At 40.8% G+C, this 18,052-nt stretch carries 16 protein-coding genes; 13 read left to right on the top strand and 3 right to left on the bottom strand.

Translation table 11 applies throughout. From position 1 onward, the window contains the following. The 4 genes from BCG07_RS09595 to BCG07_RS09610 form a co-directional block, all read left to right on the top strand. Positions 1-276, top strand: a 276-nt coding sequence (locus BCG07_RS09595) for a VOC family protein (RefSeq protein ID WP_286889942.1), incomplete at its 5' end; no start/stop codon positions are given. A 150-nt stretch (positions 277-426) separates the two neighbouring features. Further along, a complete protein-coding gene (locus tag BCG07_RS09600) occupies positions 427-1,017 on the top strand; it encodes a uracil-DNA glycosylase family protein (protein ID WP_286889944.1) in 591 nt (196 codons plus the stop codon). Beyond that, positions 1,014-1,340 (top strand): phytanoyl-CoA dioxygenase, encoded by a 327-nt coding sequence (locus BCG07_RS09605; protein ID WP_286889945.1) that lies wholly within the window; start codon positions 1,014-1,016, stop codon positions 1,338-1,340. Before BCG07_RS09600 ends, BCG07_RS09605 begins: the two co-directional genes overlap by 4 nt. Positions 1,341-1,503: 163 nt before the next feature. Beyond that, on the top strand, positions 1,504-3,888 hold the full coding sequence (locus tag BCG07_RS09610; RefSeq protein WP_286889947.1) for a TonB-dependent receptor: 2,385 nt from the start codon (positions 1,504-1,506) through the stop codon (positions 3,886-3,888). On the opposite strand, the gene BCG07_RS09615 is transcribed toward BCG07_RS09610, so the two are convergent. Further along, complete coding sequence (locus BCG07_RS09615; RefSeq protein ID WP_058429330.1) at positions 3,872-4,801, bottom strand: LysR family transcriptional regulator; 930 nt, start codon at positions 4,799-4,801, stop codon at positions 3,872-3,874. The two genes, BCG07_RS09610 and BCG07_RS09615, sit on opposite strands and share 17 nt — an antisense overlap. Positions 4,802-4,891: 90 nt before the next feature. Here BCG07_RS09615 and BCG07_RS09620 point away from each other — a divergent pair, with 90 nt between their 5' ends. From BCG07_RS09620 to BCG07_RS09630, 3 genes are all read left to right on the top strand, one after another. Then, positions 4,892-5,698: a class II aldolase/adducin family protein gene (locus tag BCG07_RS09620; RefSeq protein ID WP_286889950.1), complete on the top strand. Its 807-nt coding sequence runs from the start codon at positions 4,892-4,894 to the stop codon at positions 5,696-5,698. Between the two features lie 126 nt (positions 5,699-5,824). Beyond that, positions 5,825-7,816 (top strand): AMP-binding protein, encoded by a 1,992-nt coding sequence (locus BCG07_RS09625; RefSeq protein ID WP_286889951.1) that lies wholly within the window; start codon positions 5,825-5,827, stop codon positions 7,814-7,816. A gap of 1 nt (position 7,817) precedes the next feature. Continuing rightward, the gene (locus BCG07_RS09630) at positions 7,818-8,690 is read left to right on the top strand and encodes a bile acid:sodium symporter family protein (RefSeq protein ID WP_010556125.1); all 873 of its coding nucleotides are present in this window, start codon (positions 7,818-7,820) and stop codon (positions 8,688-8,690) included. Between the two features lie 58 nt (positions 8,691-8,748). On the opposite strand, the gene BCG07_RS09635 is transcribed toward BCG07_RS09630, so the two are convergent. After that, the gene (locus BCG07_RS09635; RefSeq protein WP_039037314.1) at positions 8,749-9,657 is read right to left on the bottom strand and encodes a LysR family transcriptional regulator; all 909 of its coding nucleotides are present in this window, start codon (positions 9,655-9,657) and stop codon (positions 8,749-8,751) included. Positions 9,658-9,772: 115 nt separating this feature from the next. Here BCG07_RS09635 and BCG07_RS09640 point away from each other — a divergent pair, with 115 nt between their 5' ends. From BCG07_RS09640 to BCG07_RS09665, 6 genes are all read left to right on the top strand, one after another. Further along, a complete protein-coding gene (locus tag BCG07_RS09640; RefSeq protein WP_004586256.1) occupies positions 9,773-10,993 on the top strand; it encodes an acyl-CoA dehydrogenase family protein in 1,221 nt (406 codons plus the stop codon). Positions 10,994-11,002: 9 nt separating this feature from the next. Further along, complete coding sequence (locus BCG07_RS09645) at positions 11,003-11,824, top strand: SDR family oxidoreductase (RefSeq protein ID WP_286889954.1); 822 nt, start codon at positions 11,003-11,005, stop codon at positions 11,822-11,824. Between the two features lie 12 nt (positions 11,825-11,836). Next, positions 11,837-12,910, top strand: a complete 1,074-nt coding sequence (locus BCG07_RS09650) for a phosphotransferase family protein (protein WP_286889955.1) — start codon at positions 11,837-11,839, stop codon at positions 12,908-12,910. Then, on the top strand, positions 12,910-13,614 hold the full coding sequence (locus BCG07_RS09655; RefSeq protein WP_286889956.1) for a histidine phosphatase family protein: 705 nt from the start codon (positions 12,910-12,912) through the stop codon (positions 13,612-13,614). Before BCG07_RS09650 ends, BCG07_RS09655 begins: the two co-directional genes overlap by 1 nt. 10 nt (positions 13,615-13,624) lie before the next feature. Further along, positions 13,625-14,371 carry an SDR family oxidoreductase gene (locus BCG07_RS09660; protein ID WP_286889957.1) on the top strand — a complete coding sequence of 249 codons (747 nt, stop codon included), beginning with the start codon at positions 13,625-13,627 and terminating at the stop codon, positions 14,369-14,371. A gap of 374 nt (positions 14,372-14,745) precedes the next feature. After that, positions 14,746-15,456: a hypothetical protein gene (locus BCG07_RS09665; RefSeq protein WP_286889958.1), complete on the top strand. Its 711-nt coding sequence runs from the start codon at positions 14,746-14,748 to the stop codon at positions 15,454-15,456. Positions 15,457-15,474: 18 nt separating this feature from the next. Here the strand turns inward: BCG07_RS09665 and BCG07_RS09670 are convergent, their stop codons facing one another. Beyond that, positions 15,475-17,874, bottom strand: coding sequence for an exonuclease domain-containing protein (locus BCG07_RS09670; protein ID WP_286889959.1), 2,400 nt, complete (start codon positions 17,872-17,874; stop codon positions 15,475-15,477). Positions 17,875-18,052: the final 178 nt, after the last annotated feature.

Raw genomic sequence — 18,052 nt, forward strand, 5'->3', positions numbered from 1 at the left:
TTTAACTGGCAATTTACCGACTACGGCCCAGAATATACGGCGTTTAGCGGCCAAGGACTTGATGGTGGCTTTTTTAAAGCACCGCTTAAATCACTTACTCAACATGGAGCCGCACTGCTGGTGTTTTACAGTAACGACATTCACGCAACCTATAAAAAAGTAGCGCAATATGGCGGCAAAATAGTAAAACCTATTTTTGAGTTCCCCGGTGGTTGCCGCTTTCATTTTACCGAGCCTAGTGGTAACGAATTTGCCGTATGGTCAGAAAAACAATAAATATATCAAGTGATTAGTTGTTATTTTTAGATGAGATCACGATTTTACCAACTAATAACTAGTTTGAGTAAAATAAACCGATTTTTTACCAACTCATTAGGTCTAAATGGCCATTTAGAACAAAATTCAAGCATTTAAGGCCAAATTTATATGGATCCGATCAATTTAATTGAGCAAGTTAGTAAATGCGTGATCTGTGAACCTCATTTACCGTTAGGTGCTCGCCCCGTTATACAATTTAATGCCAATGCGCGTATTTTAATTGCCGGCCAAGCACCGGGCATAAAAGTACACGAAACTGGCAAGCCCTTTAACGATGCTAGCGGAAACCGCCTACGCGAATGGCTTGGGCTAAGTGTTGATGAGTTTTATGACCCGCAAAAAGTAGCTATCTTACCTATGGGCTTTTGCTACCCAGGTAAAGGTAAGTCGGGCGACTTACCTCCGCGTAAAGAATGTGCACCCGCATGGAGAGCGCAATTATTGGCCGCTCTGCCAAATTTAGAACTGACAATCGTGCTTGGTAAATACGCGCAGGCATATCATTTACCGCATACTAAAAAGAGGCCGTTAACCGAGTTAGTAAAATCGTGGCGTGAGTATTGGCCACAATATTTAGTATTACCGCACCCAAGCCCTCGCAATAATATTTGGCTTAAAAAGAACCCATGGTTTGAGCAAACAGTATTACCAGAGCTAAGCGAACGCGTGGCCAAAATAATAAACAAAGAGCCACAATGAAAAGATATAAATCAAACGGTTATATGCTTGTAAAGGGGCTTTACAGCGCCAAAGAGCTAAATGTACGTCTTGCAAAACACAATAAACGGCCAAGCGATAACCTAACTACAGGCAAAGTTATTAAACTTAATGCGGGTGACTTACTGCTATTTTCAGCCAATATGATTCACCGAGGCTTATACGGCAAAAACCGTTTAGCACTGGATATTATTTTTTGCGAAAATGCACCACAGCTTACCGCCTTTATCAATGCAGCAAACACTCCAAACTCGGCAATCGCTAATAAAACCGCTAATCCACAAGTATTTTTTAACCCACTTTAAACCCGCTATAACCCCATTTAACACAACACTTTTTCGCTTAACTATAAATATTACTAATAGTGTTGAATAAATAAACATCACTGTTATTTATTTTAAGACTCGTCAGTATGAAATAGACGCAAAATTATCCAATAAAAATAACCTCTATAATGGAGTTGCAGCTATGACAACTGAACACACACAATCACACACACGTTTAAAGCCTGCTTTATTAAAGCAAAAAGCACTGACTTTATTTACGCTCAGCGCATTAAGTGTGGGTATGGCACAAGCCGCCGAGAATAAAGTGAATAAAAGTGAGCTTGAAACCATTACCGTCACTTCGCAAAAGCGGGTGCAATCACTGCAAGATATTCCTACCTCTATTCAAGCGCTTTCTGGCGATTACCTCGAGCAAAACAGTGTTGACGATTTACTCGCCCTAAGCGAAAACCTACCTAACGTGCATATAACCGAAACCTCAAGCAGTAAACGTATTTTTGTACGCGGTATAGGCTCGGGTACTAACTCAGGCTTTGAGCAATCGGTTGCTATGTATAAAGATGGCGTGTATTTAGGTCGCGGGCATCAGGCTAAATTTCCATTTTTAGATATGCAGCGCCTTGAACTTATAAAAGGCCCGCAGTCGGTTATGTTTGGTAAAAACGCCACAGCAGGTGCCTTTAGTATGATCTCAAATTCGCCAACCGATGTACTTGAAGGCAACGTATCGGCAGAGTTTGGCTCTGATAACGAAAAGCGCTTTACAGGCGTTATAAATATTCCTATTAACGATGATTTAGCCATACGTATTGCCGCGTTTGACCACTCTGTTGATGGCTTTTTATATAACCAAGCGCGCCAAAGCGACGAGCAATCTAACGACTCATCAGGTGCGCGTTTATCAATAGATTGGCAAATAAACGATGATATAAATGCATTATTTAAATGGGAACACGGTGAGTTTGAGTCGCACGGTTCACGCTACCAATACATTATTGATACTCCCAACCGCGACTTACAAATAGCAAGCGATCCAACAAACCCGGGTAACGTGGGCTATCGCTCACTTTTACTAAGCGACAACTCGGGCCTTGATTACACAAGTTCGGTATCGGGCGATGGTCACCTAGGTGGGCTTAATGAGCAAAGTAAAACCACGCTTGATAACGCATCACTTAAATTAACCTATAACCATGGCGAATACGAGTTTACCTCTGTAACCACGTATAGCGAGTATGATTGGGACTCAACTTTTGATGCCGACTTTTCAGAAGTCCCGCTTATAAAACAAGACTACTTAGAAACCTATAACCAGTTTACGCAAGAATTCAGAGTAAGCTCGCCAACAGGGCGCACGCTTGAATACGTAGCGGGCATTTTTTACATGAGCAGCGAGCTTAAACACCCAAACGATATTTTATTTGGTGCATCGTTACTTATTCCTGATTTAGTGGGTACATCATTGGGCGTAAATGCCCGGTTTGATCAAGACCAACAGAGCTACTCAGCATTTACCGCCCTTACTTGGAATGTAAACGCGCAATGGCGTGCTAATTTTGGCCTGCGTTATCAAAAAGAAGAAAAAGAAGTAAGCAGCGTACAAAATGTGTATAGCGTATTTGAGCCCAATACACCGCAAGCCGTACAACAATTTGCCAATGCGGCTGCGCCCACTATTGCAGGGCAGCTCTCTGGCGCGGGGGTACATAACCTTAACGCTAAGCGCGATGAATCACACTTATCACCCAATATTAGTGTGCAATATTTAGGGTTTAACAACACCATGTTATTTGCAAGCGCTGGCATAGGCTACAAAGCCGGTGGTTTTGATGGCTCTGGCTTAAATGGCTCGCAAGGTAATACGGTTGACGAAAATTCAGGCTTTGAGTTTGACGACGAAAAAGCCACTAATTTTGAATTTGGTATTAAAGCCGAGCCAATTAAAAATACTCTACAAGTAAACGCTACACTGTTTTACACCCTGTACGATGACCTACAAGTATCTGAATTTAATGGTAATGCATTTGTAGTTAAAAATGCTGCCGAAACCAAAGTAAAAGGGATTGAGCTCGATTCGCGCTGGGCAATAAATCAAAGTTGGCAGCTATCGGCAAACCTTGCTGTGCTTGATTTTGAATACGAGCAATACGCTAGTGCCTCGCCAACAGTTATGCAAAGCGAACTACTTGGCCAAGCGTTTCAAGATTTAACCGGGCAAACTGGCGCGTTTGCTCCCGACTACTCAGGCAATATAGCAATTGATTACAATACCGAGGTATTTTCAAATCTTACTTTAAGCAGTAATTTAGCACTTAACTTTAGTGATGATTACTTTTTAGAGCAAGATCTTGACCCAATAGCCAAGCAAAGCGCTTTTGAAAAGCTAAATTTACGCATAGAGCTAGGTAGCAGTGAAGGAGATTGGTCGGTGGCGTTATTGGCTAAAAACCTAACCGATAAGCAAACTTTTTCGCAGGCCAACGATGTGCCGGTAATTAGCTACGCACACCGTTTTTTATCAGAGCGTGGGCGTAGTTATCACGCACAATTTAATTATCGCTTTTAAGTTTGTCAGCAGGGATAAGTTGCTGGGCTAAACCTAGCAGCTTTTCTCGCATCCAACTATTTACTAAATCGTCGTCAGCTTGTTCGTGCCAATACATGTGCACAGGCATTAACGGCACATCAAATGGCAAGCTAGTAACATGCACTGGCATTTGCTCTTTTAATACCTGCGCGTACGCGTTTGGCATGGTCATTATCATGTCGCTTTGGCTAATCACTTTAGTCGCCGCAAAATAATGTTCACATTTAAGCACTACATTACGGGCAAGTGCATGCTTTGCCAGCGCCATATCAATAATATCTACCTGCGCACCTTTTAACGACACCAACGCGTGCGATGCCTTTGCGTAATTTTGTACGGTTAAGTCATTTAATATGGGATGATCGTGTCTACAAATTAGCGAAAAATGCTCATTACAAATAAAGGTATTTTTTATGTGGTTGCTCGTTGGGGTAAGCACATCAATGACTATATCTAGCTCTTGGTTTTCGAGTGATTTTTCCATATCAACATGCGAAACCTGTCGGCTGTTAATTGTAATATTAGGGGTGTTTGTAAGTAGGTCGCTCATTAGTGGCGGAAAAAATATCGATTCTAAAATATCTCTAAAGCCAAATTTAATTTCGCGCTTAAAGGCGGCTATATCAAAAAGCCGCTCGTTGTTCATGGTTGCCTCTAATGCCTGCACCGACTCAATCACTTGGGCTATTATTTTTTGGCAAAAAGGCGAGGGCACCATACGCCGACCGTGGCGAATAAATAAGGGGTCGTCAAACTTATCTCTTAGGCGCGAAAGCGCATGGCTAACTGCTGGTTGCGTTAAATGCAGCTTATCTGCAGCACTGGTAATGCTCCCCTCTTGGTATACCGTTTTGAGTATTACAAACAGGTTTAAATCTATCTTTCCATGCATAGCATTTATGTTTAACCATTAATTAACATCACTTCTATTTATCTTAAGCGAGACTAAACTAAAGTCAATAGACTTTAATTTAGGATTATTATGAGCAATACACTAGAGCAGCAAGCCGCAAAAATGACCATAGGCAGCGATAAATTTAAACTTATTATGCCGCCTAAATTTAACACCCTAAACGAGCAACGCACCTACGAAAAACAACGCCTAGCCGCGGGCTTTAGAGTATTTGCTATGTACGGTTTTGATGAAGGGCTTGCGGGGCACATAACACTTCGCGACTGCATAGAGCCCGATACATTTTGGGTAAACCCCGTAGGTATGCACTTTGCGCATATTAAAGCGTCAAATCTTATTCGGGTTGATCATACAGGTAATATTATTGAAGGCAGCACACCGATTAATAATGCGGCGTTTGCTATTCATTCACGCATACATATGGCGCGCCCCGACGTAAACGCAGTAGCCCATGCGCATACACGTTATGGCCGTGCGTTTTCAGCATTAGGTGAGTTACTTAAACCAATTTCGCAAGATGCTTGCGTATTTTACGAAAACCACAGTGTATTTGATGTATTTAGCGGCGTAGTAGCCGACAGCGAAGAGGGCGACATGATAGCTAAATCGCTGGCTGATCACTGCGCTGTTATTTTGCAAAACCATGGTTTAATTACCGCTGGTTCGTCGGTTGATGCCGCAGTTGCCAATTTTGTATTGCTAGATAGCTGCTGCCAAAGCCAGTTATTAGCACAAGCCGCAGGCGAGCCTAAGCTTATTTCTCATGAGGTAGCACTACATACAAAACAAGCCAATGGCTCAGAGCTGGTTACATGGGGGAACTTTCAGCCTATGTATCAGGTAGTTGCTGCACAAGATAACAGTTTTTTAGATTAAAAAATGGCAATAACTTAGTTTTTGATAGACTAAATTTTACGCGGTAATGGCCCACACACCCAAAGCCGCGTTAAACACCATGCACTCACACGCAAACACACATTATAAAAATACGTTGAGAGTTTTATGACTATAACAACAATTAAAAACCACGCCGATGTTGGCAATTTAAACCTTGCTGAAATATCACCAGCGCAACTTCCTCGCTCTACTTATCATGCCATTTTACAATCGGCCCAAAACTTTGGTGATGCAACCGCTATTGAATACATTTTAGATGGCGACTGTATTAGCGAAGCGCAAATTCCGTTTGCAAAAAAACTTATTCACCGCATTTTAATGACCTTTAAAGGTAAAAGCTTTGCTAATCCGCACCGTAAAATGAGTTACAAAGCGCTCGCAAAAAACGTAACAGGGCTTGGCAATGCATTGCACTCGTTGGGTATTACTAAAACCGAGGTAACCTCGCTGGTGTTACCTAACTTTCCTGAAACCTATGTCTCGCTTTGGGCAGCAGAGGCCGCAGGCATAGCAAACCCCATAAACCCCTTGCTTGATGAGTCCATAATGAAAGAAATTATGATCTCAGCCAATACCAAAGTAATTATTGCCCTAGGCCCAGTGCCTGGTAGCGATATTTGGCAAAAAGTAATGGCAATTAAAGAGCATATACCCGGCCTAAAAGCGGTTATTAGCTTATTTGGTGACGACATAGCGTGCTCGCAAAATAATAAAGTACCCGTGTATGGGTTTAAAAAGTTACTGGCAGCGCAAAATACGCAAGCAGCTAATTTTACTTTGCCTGAGCAAAGCGATGTGTGCGCGTATTTTCATACGGGTGGTACCACCGGCCTACCAAAACTTGCAAAGCACTTGCACTTAAACCAGCTCACCAATGCAGGGCAGGTTAATTTACTTTCGCCAGTAAACGCAGGCGACACCATGCTAGTAGGCTTACCTATATTTCATGTAAATGCGGCGGTAGCCACGGGCATAGCCTCGGTTATGAAAGGCTGTAAAATTTTACTCGCAAGCCCTTCTGGCTTTAGGGGTAAAAACATCATTCAAAACTTGCTCACCCTAATTAATAACTACGATGTAGCCGTTATGACCGCCGTACCTACGGTTTACGCTGCTATGGTTGAACAAATTACTTCGCAAAAAATTACTGTACCACCGCTTAAAATGAAGTTTGCCATTTGTGGGGCTGCGCCGCTTTCATCAGATTTACAGGCCCTGTTTACTAAACTCACCAATACCCCACTGGTAGAGGGTTATGGCTCAACTGAGGGCAGCTCGGTAAGTACGTTAATGCCTGTAAACCCAATTAATAAAGAGGCTTCTGTAGGGCTGCCAATACCGGGGATTACGCTTAAAATTGCCGATATAAACGAGCAAGGCACGCTTGTTAAAATGTGCGATACACTCGATGTTGGCGAAATAATAATAACCGGTAATAACGTATTTCCGGGTTACGTAGAAGATGCGCATAACCAAGGCGCATGGGTAGTTGATGAAAACGGCCAACAATATTTTAGAACCGGGGATTTAGGAAAAATAGATGAGAGCGGGTATGTATCGTTATGCGGTAGGCAAAAAGAGCTAATAATACGCGGCGGGCACAATATAGACCCCAAAATGATTGAAGATGCCGCAACCAGCCACCCCGATGTAACACTTGCAGCCGCCGTGCCACGCCCAGACAGCTACGCAGGCGAAGTGCCGGTACTTTACGTCATGCTAAGCCCACAGAGCACGCTTAAACTTGATGATCTCACCACATACGTTAGCGCCAACATACCTGAGCGAGCAGCAATACCAAAAGCTATTTATATAATTGACGAAATACCACTGACCGCAGTAGGTAAAATTTATAAGCCCGAACTGGTTTGCCTAGAAATAAAACAAACCATTACAGAAGCAATTAACGCGCATTTAAAAAACAAAGCCGTGCAAATAAACGTATTTGCTGATAAAAAGTTAGGCATAAAAGCAAATATTTTTGTAAATGAAAACGAAATAAACGAGTTACAGCCTCAAATAAAGGCGCTGTTAACCCCGTTTTCATTTAACTATGAAGTACTCGCTATAAAAACAATAACTAACGAGGTCGCCTAATTTGAATGCATCTTTTTTAACAGAAATAATATTACCCCTAGCCTTAGCGCTCATTATGTTTGGTATGGGTTTAGGCCTTACAACTACTGACTTTACAAGACTTTTTAAAAAGCCCATAGCAATTGCTATGGGCTTGGTAGGCCAAATTATCGCCATGCCGCTACTGGCGTTAGGTTTATGCTATTTACTTAATTTACCCACACCAATTGCAATAGGGTTAATGATTTTAGCCGCGTGCCCTGGCGGTACTATGTCAAACGTAGTGAGCCAGCTAGCAAAGGCTAATTTAGCGCTTTCGGTAAGCTTAACCGCTGCCTCAACTGCTATTAGCATTATTACCACACCGTTTATTATTGGCTTTGCCATGCACCAATTTGCGCCGCAAGACGATGCCAGCTTTTCAATATTAACTACATCACTTGGGCTATTTGTAATCACCTTAGTGCCTGTAGCCATAGGCATAAGCCTGCGCCATTTTAAAAGCGAATTTGCGATTAAAAGCGAGCCGTTTTTTAGGCGCTTTTCGTTATTTTTTATGCTCGCCATGATAGCCGCGCTAGTAATAAAAGAACGCGCCTTACTGGCAAGCTCGTTTAACGATGTATTTTGGGCGTGTATAGCACTTAATATTGGTTCAATGATCATTGGCTTGCTAATAGCAAAGCTTTCAAAACTATCTTTAACTGATTCATTAACACTTGGCATTGAAGTAGGGATTCAAAACGCATCGCTAGCTATTTTAATTGCTATAAGCTTTTTAAATAAGCCTGAGTATGCCGTAACTGGTGGTGTATATGGCCTTGCCATGTTTATTGGGCCGCTGTTATTAATTGCTGGGCTTAAGTTTAAAAACAAACGCCTTGTAAACGCTTAAAAAATAATGTGAAGCGCCAAATTTTAGTTCACTAAGTTTGGCGCTTTTTTTATAGCTATTAACGTTTAAAAATATGCTGTACTTGCCCGCGTAACCATACTAAAGCGTCGTCTTTATCAGTACTTTGATGCCAATATAAATGCTGATAAATAGCAGGCATAGTGGTGGGCACAGGCCTTGCTATTAGTGTGTCATCCAACAATTGACTGGCAACCATTGAAGGTAAAGTGAGTAAAAATGGCGCGTCTTTTATTACCTCTTTCGCGGCAAAATAATTTTGACAACGTATAGCCACCTGCCTATTAAAACTCAATTGCAATAACGCAATATCTTCAATAACAGTACCGGTTGCCCGGTTAGATACCGCCACATGCTTAGCCGCTAAATAATTGTCTATATTGAGTTGGTTTTTAAGCGGGTGGTTTTTTTTCATGAGTACACAAAAGTGATCGCTTGAGAGAACAGCGTGGCTAATGGGCGCTTTTATTGGCCGTGCTACATCAATTGCCATATCTATTTGATGATTAGCTAATTGCTTATGCATATCTTCACGGCTTAATTTTACGCTCGCTAAGCTTGCATTGGGAGCATGTTTTGCCAGTGCAAGTTGCAATTTAGGCAAAACAATAGGCTCTATTGCATCGTGCAGAGCTATTTTAAAGGTTTGCGCAGTGGTCGCTAAATTAAAGTCACCGCAGGCTTGAAGCACTTGGCGTAATTTTTCGAGTAAATCTATTAGCTCGGGTGCCATACGTTGGCACGCAGGGGTGGGCAGCATTAATTGCCCTTGGCGCTCAAATAACGGATCGTTTAATACACTGCGCAAACGTTTTATAGCATGGCTAACTGCTGAGGGCGTTATGTACAGCACCTTTGCGGTTTCGCTCATGTTTTTTTCACGGTATAGGCATTCAAATATTTTAAGTAAATTTAAATCTAACTGTTGAATATTTTTAGCTTCTATCATTATTACCCGCTCATACTATGAATGTAATTCACACTTAACTGGTAATATATTTCATTTAATTCATTGGGGCGAATGTTTTATGCTGGGTTAACTAAAAAATAAACAGGCAACCCTAATGAACTTTGAGCCAAGCCAAAAAAGCCAAGACTACCTAAAGCGTGTAACTGCCTTTATGGATGAACACGTATTGCCTATTGAGCAAGCAGTAGTTGCGCATAACCATGCTAAAAATAATTCAAACGATTGGACCACTTGGCAACTAAGTGAGCACATTGAGCCATTAAAAGCGAAAGCAAAAGCCGCTGGCCTGTGGAACTTATTTTTACCCGATGCAGAACTAGCACAAGGTTTAACCTGCTTAGAATACGCCCCTATTGCAGAGCAAATGGGTAAATGCTTATTTGCCTCAGAAATATTTAATTGTAACGCCCCCGACACTGGCAATATGGAAGTGCTTTATCATTTTGCAAACGATGAACAAAAACAACAGTGGTTAACCCCATTATTAAATGGCGATATTCGCTCAGTATTTGCCATGACCGAGCCCGATGTCGCTTCATCAGATGCGACAAACATGCAAGCTACCATAGATGTTGATGGCGACGATCTCATTTTAAATGGCAAAAAATGGTGGACCACCGGCCTTGGTCATCCCAATGCACAGGTGGCTATTTTTATGGGGCTTTCCAACCCCGAAAACGATAAACACAGCCAGCATTCAATGGTACTTGTGCCGCTAAATACACCCGGTGTAAACATTAAGCGTATGCTAAGTGCCTGTGGCGATTTTGATGCCCCCTACGGCCACGGCGAAATGGAATTTAATAACGTACGCGTACCAAAGCAAAACCTTATTTTAGGGTTAGGCAAAGGCTTTGCCATTGCACAGGGGCGCTTAGGGCCTGGGCGAATTCATCATTGTATGCGCGCAATTGGCGCAGCAGAGCGCTGTTTAGAACTCATGATTAAACGCGGGCTATCGCGCAGCGCTTTTGGTAAACCCTTACTTAAATTAGGCGGTAATTTAGAACGTGTAGCGCAAGCGCGTATGGCAATAGATCAAGCCCGCTTATTAACGCTGCACGCGGCATGGAAAATAGACACTCAAGGCGTTAAACATGCCATGACCGAAATATCGAGCATAAAAGTAGTCGTGCCTAATATGTTGCAAATGGTCTCAGATATGGCAATACAAGTGTTTGGTGGCGCAGGGGTGTCGAGCGACTTTCCTATTGCCTCGTTTAATGCAATGGGGCGTATTTTACGCCTTGCAGATGGCCCAGACGAAGTACATATGGGCATGGTTTCGCGCCTCGAACTTAACAAATACCGCTAAGGCAACACCATGAAAACACGACTAATCATAACAGGTGGAGCCACAGGGCTGGGTAAAGCGTTAGCCCTGAGTTACGCAAGTAATTTGGGCGCTAACTTACAAATTTGTATTGCCGATATAAACGCCGAGCGTGCAGCCACAACTATTAGTGAGCTGCAAGCACTAAAAGCCGATGCTTTTTTTTACGCCTGCGATGTGACCAAGCAAGCAGATGTAAAGGGGCTTTACGATATTATCAAAACCAAGTGGCAGGGCGTAGATATTGTTATAAATAATGCAGGCGTAGCCACGGGTGGCTCGCTTGAGGGCGAATCGCTTGAGCAATGGCAGTGGATTATGGATATTAATTTGCTTTCTATGGTGCGGGTGTGCCAAACGTTTTACCCCGCCTTTGTGCAACAAGGCGGTGGCTACTTTATTAATATAGCCTCACAAGCAGGGCTTACCCCTATTCCGTTTATGAGCAGTTATAACGCCGTAAAAGCAGCGGTTATTGGCTTTAGCGAAACCCTAAAGCTTGAACTCGCCCACGATAATATAGATGTAAGCGTAGTGTGCCCAAGCTTTTTTAAAACCAATCTTGATGAATCAATGCGCACTAGCGAGCCGGCCATGAAAACCATGCTTAACCGTGCCTTTGAGCGCTCCCCCATAAACGCACAACAAGTTGCCGATATTATTTATACGCAGTCTCTTAAACGCCCATTTTTAATTTTGACCCATAAATTAGGTAAACAGGCCTTTTTAATGAAAAAACTACTCCCCGTTGAGTGGTACATTAAAAGCATGCTGAAAAAAACACGCTCTATGCAACGTTTAAAATCAAAATAATAAAGGCTAGCAATGAACACACAATTATTAGATCAAGCCAAAAACGTACGCCAAGGCGAAGAGCTCGACACACAAAAAGTAGATGCCTGGCTTAAGCAACACATTACACAATTAACTGGCGAGCCAAGTGTTACTCAATACGCAGGGGGGGCATCAAACTGGACCTACTGCTTAGAATACCCAGAGCAATCGCTTATTTTACGCCGTGCGCCCAAAGGCACCAAAGCCAAAGGCGCACACGATATGGGCCGCGAGTTTAAACTTCAGCAGGCACTAAAACCAGTTTACGGCTATGTGCCAAATATGGAGGCGTTTTGCTACGATGAAAACATACTCGGCACCGATTTTTACGTTATGGAAAAGCTTACGGGGATAATTCCGCGTAAAAATTTACCACGCGGATTAACCCCCACGCCCGAGCGCACCAAAAAGCTGTGCGAAAACGTACTCGACTGCCTAGTCGAGTTACACAAAGTAGATTACAAACAGGCCAATTTAAGTCATTTAGGCAAAGGTGAAGGCTACACCCAGCGCCAAATTAGCGGCTGGAGCGAGCGCTTTACTAAAGCCAAAACGTGGAATGTACCCAGCGGCAAAAAAGTAATTAAATGGCTTGAAAACAACATGCCAAGTAACGAGCGCATTTGCATAACACATAACGACTTTAGGTTTGATAACGTTGTGCTTGATGCAAACGACTACACCAACGTACTGGGTATTTTAGATTGGGAACTTGCCACCCTTGGCGACCCACTTATGGATTTAGGTAATACACTGGCTTACTGGGTAGAGCCAGGAGATGACTTTTTAGCCCAAGCCACGCGCCGTCAACCCACTCACTTAGAGGGTATGCTAACGCGCAAAGAAGTGGTGGCCTACTACTGTAAAAAAATGAATATAACCGTAGATGACTTTACCTTTTACGAAGTGTACGGACTATTTAGACTTGCCGGCATTGTGCAGCAAATTTATTACCGCTATCACCATGGGCAAACTAAAAACCCCGCCTTTAAACACTTTTGGGTGTTTGTACATTACCTTTTATGGCGCTGTAAAAAAGCCATTAACAACCAAGGTAAAGTCTAATGTGTATTTTATATTTAGTACGCCATGGGCAGGCCAGTTTTTCGGCTGATAATTACGATACGCTCTCAACAAAAGGACAACAGCAAGCCACACTACTGGGTGAATATTTAGCTCAAAAGCAGCTAACACCCGATGCTGTATTTGCAGGCACTATGCTGCGCCATAATCAAACCACAGAGCTTAGTTTAGCAAGTGCTAATAATACGCCTGTGGTAATAAACGATGCGCGATTAAACGAATACGATCACGAGCATATTTTAGCCGTTTATAACCCAGAGCTTGCCACCCCAAGCCAAGTGCGTGCTGCACTTAGCAAGCAAGCCGAGCCTATGGAATACTTTAAAACGGTATTTATTAGCGCCATACAGCAATGGGTACTCAATCCCGACAGCACTCAATATAACGAAAGCTTTAATGCATTTACTGCGCGTGTACTGGGCGCACTTGAACAAATAGCCAATGAAAACCACGGTAAAAAAGTACTTATTTACACCTCTGGCGGGCCTATTAGCATTATAACCAGCCATTTAATGGGGCTAAAGCTCGAGCGCTTTATTGATATTAATTGGAGCTTAGTAAACGCAGGCGTAACCAAAGTAGTGGCGCGCGGCAAAGGGGCAAACCGTCAGTTAAGCATTAGCAGTTTAAACGAACATCACTTTTTAGAGTGCCACCCACAACAAAAATTAATTACATACACCTAAGGATCTAATTATGCGCAAAAACATACTAATAACAGGTGCAAGTTCAGGCTTAGGCAAAGGCATGGCAAAAGAGTTTGCAAAACAAGGTTGTAATCTTGCTTTATGTGCTCGGCGCTTTGAGCTGTTAGAGCAGCTAAAAAGTGAGCTTGAACAAATAAACCCAAATATAACCATTAGCATAAAAGTGCTTGATGTTAACGACCACGAACAAGTATTTAGCGTATTTAATGCCTTTAAAGAGGAGCTAAACGGCCTTGATAGAGTAATTATAAATGCAGGGATGGGCAAGGGTGCTTCTATTGGTACGGGTTACTTTAATGCCAATAAACAAACCGCACAAACTAACTTTGTGGCCGCACTTGCGCAAGCTGAAGCCGCAATGGAAATTTTTAGAGCGCAAAACCATGGTCACTTAGTGACTATTTCATCTATTAGTGCTGTACGTGGTTTTAGGCGCGCCATGACCGTTTACGCCGCCACTAAAGCGGCTATTACCTCATTAAGTGAGGGGATACGCATAGATGTAATGCACACGCCTATAAAAGTAAGCTGTATACATCCAGGTTTTATAAGAAGCGAAATAAACGAAAAAGTAAAAACAGTGCCGTTTATTGTTGATACCGAAACTGGCTGCAAAGCACTGGTAAAAGCAATAAATAAAGAAAAAGCCAACAGCTTTGTGCCAAGCTGGCCTTGGGCATTCCTGCATTGGATTTTACGAATTGCACCACTGAGTACAATTCGTAAAATGTCGTGAGTGTTATAAATTTTAGGTATTAAAAAAGGTGGCAAATGCCTAGGCTGGTAGGAAACTGAGGGATAAACTATCTCTCAGTTTTTTTATATCTAATTGAAAAGTAATAAGTAAATTATTGTAGGGATTTTAAAGTAACATAAGTTTTTCAACGTAAAACCTTTAAAAACAAAATCTTACGCTATCAGAAGTAAGTCAATGAAAATAACGTATTGAAAGATAAGTATTTTACCTCTTGAACTTTCATAGAAACTAGTAGAGTACCAAGTTGATAGACTATACAATTGGATATATAATTATATAATCACATTAAAAATCTTATAAATCAAATTTAAATAATAAAAATGATTTTTCACTCATAAAACAAGGGATTGATTATGAAAAACGTCCTATTTGCATTGGCTTTGGCTCTTATTCTTTCTGGTTGCCAAGCTACTGCACCTAGCTTTAACGTTAATGTTGATTCAATCAGCGTACCAGCAAGTAATGAATTAAAAAGATATATTCTTCTACCCAATAATGAAGGTGTTAACGTAGACAACCTACAATTTCAAGAATATGCAGGTTATGTGGAACGAGCATTAACCGATCAAGGCTTTGTAAAAGCTACTGACTTTGATGACGCTAATGTTGCTATTTTCGTGGGATACGGCATTGGTGATCCGCAAACCAATCAATACACCTATTCTATCCCCACATGGGGTAAAACAGGCGTTTCATCTTCAAATACTAATTCAACGGTTAATGCATACGGTAATACCGCAACTATTAACTCTACTACGACCTACACGCCTACTTATGGCATTACAGGCTCAACAACTGGTACGAGAGTTTCTACAACATATACACGCTTCCTGTTTGTTAGCGCGTTAGATTTGAACCAATACAAAATTAATGGACAAACGAAACAAATTTGGAAAACTTCCGTAATATCTACTGGTTCATCAGGTGATTTACGGCAAGTGCTTCCTATATTGGTTGCAGCTTCTAAGACTTATCTTTCAAAGAATACTGGTAAAATGATAAATGTAAGTATAAAAGAAGAAGATAAAAGGGTATTGGCAGTTAAAGGTATAACAACCAATTAATTGCTTTTTAGAGTAAAGTTATGTAATTGATTTTATGTTTTCTGGATTGGACTGTAATGTCGAACTAGTGACACTAAACTCTAAAATATCATGAATATCAAAAGGCTTGTTAGCTAACCCAATTTTCTGAGCAGGAGTTGTTGGGGTTTTACCTAAGCCTTTTTTGTTTTTTATAGATTTTTCGTCAGTGAGGATGAAGTTGTTAAAAACTCTAACAATTTCAATAAGCATTGACACATATTTCGGATTATAAGAACCATATAAGTTCCACTTTTCGAACTTGGTATTTTCAGAAGACAAATCATTTTCCACATTGGTTTTATCATTGCTACTTGCCACTGACCTTAAAGGTCTTTCAACCATGCTTATACGCCTCCTGAGTATTTGAAAGAAGTTGTCTACCCCATGAAGCGAGGCGTTATTTATCATGTCTAGGTCGCAATTGGTTAGAAGTTTCAAATCCAAATACTTGCCTTCTATTACAGGGTCATCTTGAGAAACCCACTGAAACCCTTTATCGAATTCTTCTTCTCCCGACTTAAGTTTACTTTTCCTCACACAACAAGCCTGTATTTTTCCTTCTGAAATTAAATCTTTAAATACCTTTGTAATCGATATATCTAGTCCACCATCATTGTCGGCATAAATGTAAGCAAAATTTGCGTTAGCAACTATATCTTTTAACAATTCCATATGAGCTATCATTGAGTAAGTTTGCTGAACCAAAAGATGCTTTTTTGGGGTAGTGGTATCTAGGTCATCTAACAGATTTTCGAGTAGATTTTCATCTGGTAAATTGTACTGCTGATATCTTCGTTTAAAAGGTTCTTTTGAGTATTCACCTATTCTTTTAAACTCTTTATATAGCGATATGTAATCTGATGTGAAATCAAAGTTCAGAGTGCTACCGAATACAAATCTAGTATTGTTCTCTACCGTAGCGGTATTGAAGAGTGGAGTTCTTCTTGCATCTTCTCTAGAAGTCCAGTTTGCAAAAAAATGAAGTCTATCAATGCTTAGATGTAAGTTTTTACACTCCAAATTTTTGATATTATTAAATATTTGAAATTGTTCAAATTGGATGCTCTGGCGGTAGAAAAATTCAATTCTAGAATATATAAGATCATGATTAATTCTTAGCACTTCAGAAATTCTATTTATAATTCCTTTGTTTACTAATAATGAAAACAGGGTATAGTTTATCTGCTGATTATGCTGACCTTTTTGTGGATTTATCGGTGCTGAGAATTTCGTGTGGCATGATTTACACTTGAAAGTCTGAGAAACAGTCTCTCGAATGTTGTGATACTTGCCTTTCGAGTCTGGATAGACAATCTTAGGCAATCCTTTTGTATTTTGTAATTTTTTAGTGTTCTTGCTGTCGAGCCAGTACAAATTTGGGTGCTCTAAAATGCTTTTGCCAACATTTTCACATGGCGGTTTTAGTCTGGTTAACGACAGCTCTTTCCCACGAACTTTTTTAACTATTTGCTCATACCTTCTTCCATCAGGTATTCCTTTTTTTTTATCAGGATGAAGAGAAGTATTCGGACAAGATGGTGCTTGAAGTCTATATATAGACTTTAAACGTTTAATCTCTTGCACTAACGATTTATTGCTAAACACTATGCTAGATGAATTGCATAGTTTACAGAATAGAATTTTTCTAGAGTCTGAACTTTTTAGCCTGATCACTTTAACCTCATAGTCTCCTAAATTATTGGTAAATTTATCTTTATCAATTGGTTCAGGAAACTTTGGAGGCTTTCCATAGTTTGCACATCTAGGATTTTTGCAAAAATTAATCTGATAGTTTTCATATGCTCTAGGCAACGGAAATTTTTCAGGAGTGGTTCTAGGTGCATTGTGTGGTACTTTTGTAATACGTTCACTTCTGGAACTTAACGCAATAAAAAGCTCTGCTGTTAACTGAGCATCAATCAATGCGCCATGAACTAGTCTTAACGAAGTGTCTACGCCATACATTCTACAAGCGTTATCGAGGGATATATGTCGTTTTCTGTGTGTAGAATTCATTACCAGTTTTTGAACACAGACCGTTTTATAATCAGTCGAAAACCTAACCTGTGAATCTGCTAACTTGGCTTCGTTATCTAAAAATTCAAGGTCAAAATTTTCATTGAAAAAAACCAGTTGGCTTTTACCAATAAACTTTAGGATTCGCGGCAACTGAGTTTTGAATATTGGCTTATCTAAAAGAAAGGAATCTTTAAGCTTATGTGTTCTGATAGCATTTGGTGTGCTTTTGCGCCCTTCAGGGCTGATATATGTTTGGAAGCTGTTTCCAGTGATTTTGCCATTTATAACTTCTACAAGAGCGACCTCTATCACTCGATGACGACCTTTGATGGTACTTAAGCCTGTAGTTTCGGTATCAACAACAACGTGCCTTTCCATATCTACCCCTTTTCTTAAGAACCATTCATTTCTATATTATAGTACAAAAAACACCCAAAGTCGATATTGTCATAACTAACTGTATTAAATGTAGATATTAATGAAAACTTATGCAATTAATAGATTTGGAGGCTTGATTTTATTGGTCTGTAAAAAAGAAAGGGATGCTTTTACATCC

It is taken from the genome of Pseudoalteromonas sp. ESRF-bin5 (genome assembly GCF_002632075.1).
Classification (GTDB): domain Bacteria; phylum Pseudomonadota; class Gammaproteobacteria; order Enterobacterales; family Alteromonadaceae; genus Pseudoalteromonas; species Pseudoalteromonas marina.